Source organism: Ectothiorhodospira shaposhnikovii (genome assembly GCF_016584105.1).
GTDB lineage: Bacteria > Pseudomonadota > Gammaproteobacteria > Ectothiorhodospirales > Ectothiorhodospiraceae > Ectothiorhodospira > Ectothiorhodospira shaposhnikovii.
Genome location: NZ_NRSM01000061.1, coordinates 1 through 3,274, shown reverse-complemented (window position 1 = coordinate 3,274; position 3,274 = coordinate 1). Strand labels below are relative to the sequence as shown.

2 rRNA genes are annotated in these 3,274 nt (G+C 54.1%); both read left to right on the top strand.

Annotated features, from left to right (window positions below):
• Nucleotides 1-111: 111 nt before the first annotated feature.
• Nucleotides 112-2,999 (top strand): 23S ribosomal RNA (locus tag CKO35_RS17160).
• Nucleotides 3,000-3,104: 105 nt separating this feature from the next.
• Nucleotides 3,105-3,220: ribosomal RNA gene (gene rrf, locus CKO35_RS17155) — 5S ribosomal RNA — on the top strand.
• The last annotated feature ends 54 nt before the right edge of the window (nucleotides 3,221-3,274 follow it).

Below are 3,274 nucleotides of genomic sequence, written 5' to 3'. Positions count from 1 at the left end.
GTTTAACAATTCGGGAAAACATCTAGGCGAGAGTAAATGTAGTTTAGTTCTCTCAAATGTCATGTCGCATGAGCAACTGCGCCATTAGTCTCAGACTTTTTGGGGTTATATGGTCAAGCGGTTAAGCGCACACGGTGGATGCCTAGGCGGTAGGAGGCGAAGAAGGACGTGGTAGTCTGCGATAAGCCTCGGGGAGCTGACAAACAAGCGTTGATCCGGGGATTTCCGAATGGGGAAACCCACCTCTTTTTAGAGGTATCTGTACCTGAATACATAGGGTGCAGAGGCGACACTCGGGGAACTGAAACATCTAAGTACCCGAAGGAAAAGAAATCAACCGAGATTCCGTCAGTAGTGGCGAGCGAAAGCGGAACAGCCCAAAAGTTGGCTTGATTTTAGTGGAACGGTCTGGAAAGTCCGGCGATACAGGGTGATAGCCCCGTACACGAAAAGATCTTGTCGATGAAAAGTGAGTAGGGCGGGACACGTGAAATCCTGTCTGAACATGGGGGGACCATCCTCCAAGGCTAAATACTCCCTACCGACCGATAGTGAACCAGTACCGTGAGGGAAAGGCGAAAAGAACCCCGGAGAGGGGAGTGAAATAGAACCTGAAACCGTGTGCGTACAAGCAGTGGGAGCCCTTTATGGGTGACTGCGTACCTTTTGTATAATGGGTCAGCGACTTAACGTGAGTGGCAAGGTTAACCGTATAGGGGAGCCGTAGGGAAACCGAGTCTTAATAGGGCGCCATAGTCGCTTGCGTTAGACCCGAAACCGGGCGATCTATCCATGGCCAGGATGAAGGTGGGGTAATTCCTACTGGAGGTCCGAACCCACTAATGTTGAAAAATTAGGGGATGAGCTGTGGATAGGAGTGAAAGGCTAATCAAGCCCGGAGATAGCTGGTTCTCCTCGAAAGCTATTTAGGTAGCGCCTCATGTCTCACTCCTGGGGGTAGAGCACTGTTATGGCTAGGGGGTCATCCCGACTTACCAAACCATTGCAAACTCCGAATACCAGGAAGTGCAATCATGGGAGACACACGGCGGGAGCTAACTTCCGTCGTGGAGAGGGAAACAACCCAGACCGCCAGCTAAGGTCCCAAAATCATGGCTCAGTGGGAAACGATGTGGGAAGGCAGAAACAGCCAGGAGGTTGGCTTAGAAGCAGCCATCCTTTAAAGAAAGCGTAATAGCTCACTGGTCGAGTCGGCCCGCGCGGAAGATTCAACGGGGCTTAAGCCATGTACCGAAGCTGCGGACGCCACGTAAGTGGCGTGGTAGAGGAGCGTTCCGTAGGCCTGCGAAGGTGTGCTGTAAGGCATGCTGGAGGTATCGGAAGTGCGAATGCTGACATGAGTAACGATAAGATGGGTGAAAACCCCATCCGCCGAAAGCCCAAGGTTTCCTGCGCAACGTCAATCGGCGCAGGGTTAGTCGGCCCCTAAGGCGAGGCAGAAATGCGTAGTCGATGGGAAACAGGTTAATATTCCTGTACCGCACCATGTTGCGATGGGGGGACGGAGAAAGCTAGATCAGCCGGCAGTTGGTGTCCGGTTTAAGCGTGTAGGGAGTGCTTCCAGGCAAATCCGGAGGCACAATCCTGAGGCGTGATGACGAGCTCCCACGCGGAGCGAAGTGATTGATGCTCAGCTTCCAAGAAAAGCCTCTAAGCTTCAGACACGGTGTGACCGTACCCGAAACCGACACAGGTGGGCAGGGTGAGAATCCCAAGGCGCTTGAGAGAACCCAGGTGAAGGAACTAGGCAAAATGGTACCGTAACTTCGGGAGAAGGTACGCCTCTGGCGGTGAAGGGCCTTGCGCCCGTAGCTGCTGGGGGCCGCAGAGACCAGGCCGCTGCGACTGTTTATTAAAAACACAGCACTCTGCAAACACGAAAGTGGACGTATAGGGTGTGACGCCTGCCCGGTGCCGGAAGGTTAATTGATGGGGTCAGCCGCAAGGCGAAGCTCTTGATCGAAGCCCCGGTAAACGGCGGCCGTAACTATAACGGTCCTAAGGTAGCGAAATTCCTTGTCGGGTAAGTTCCGACCTGCACGAATGGCGTAACGATGGCGGCACTGTCTCCACCTGGGACTCAGTGAAATTGAAATCGCTGTGAAGATGCAGTGTACCCGCGGCTAGACGGAAAGACCCCGTGAACCTTTACTACAGCTTCACACTGAACTTTGAACCTGCTTGTGTAGGATAGGTGGGAGGCATTGAAACCGGAACGCCAGTTTCGGTGGAGCCGACCTTGAAATACCACCCTGGCATGTTTGGAGTTCTAACCTCGTCCTGTTATCCAGGACAGGGACCGTGTGTGGTGGGTAGTTTGACTGGGGCGGTCTCCTCCCAAAGAGTAACGGAGGAGCGCGAAGGTACCCTCAGCGCGGTCGGAAATCGCGCACTGAGTGCAAAGGCACAAGGGTGCTTGACTGCGAGACAGACACGTCGAGCAGGTGCGAAAGCAGGTCTTAGTGATCCGGTGGTTCTGAATGGAAGGGCCATCGCTCAACGGATAAAAGGTACTCCGGGGATAACAGGCTGATACCGCCCAAGAGTCCATATCGACGGCGGTGTTTGGCACCTCGATGTCGGCTCATCACATCCTGGGGCTGAAGCAGGTCCCAAGGGTATGGCTGTTCGCCATTTAAAGTGGTACGCGAGCTGGGTTTAGAACGTCGTGAGACAGTTCGGTCCCTATCTGCCGTGGGCGTCGGAGATTTGAGAGGGTCTGCTCCTAGTACGAGAGGACCGGAGTGGACGTACCTCTGGTGTTCCGGTTGTCACGCCAGTGGCATTGCCGGGTAGCTACGTACGGACGGGATAACCGCTGAAAGCATCTAAGCGGGAAGCCTTCCTCAAGATGAGATCTCCCTGGGCACTTGATGCCCCTCAAGGGTCGTCGAAGACTACGACGTTGATAGGCGGGGTGTGGAAGCGCAGTAATGTGTGAAGCTAACCCGTACTAATTGCCCGTGAGGCTTGACCATATAACACCCAAGCAGTTTGAGGTGTGTAGTTGCAACGACATGACATGCCTGATGTTTTCCCGATTTTGCCGATGTTGAGATGATCAGCATCAGCAGTCAGTTTTGCCTGGCGGCCATGGCGAACCGGAACCACCCGATCCCATCTCGAACTCGGAAGTGAAACGGTTCAGCGCCGATGATAGTGTGGGGCCTCCCCATGTGAAAGTAGGTCACTGCCAGGCACCTATTCCAAAACCCCGATCGGGAAACCGGTCGGGGTTTTTTCTTGCCCGTCA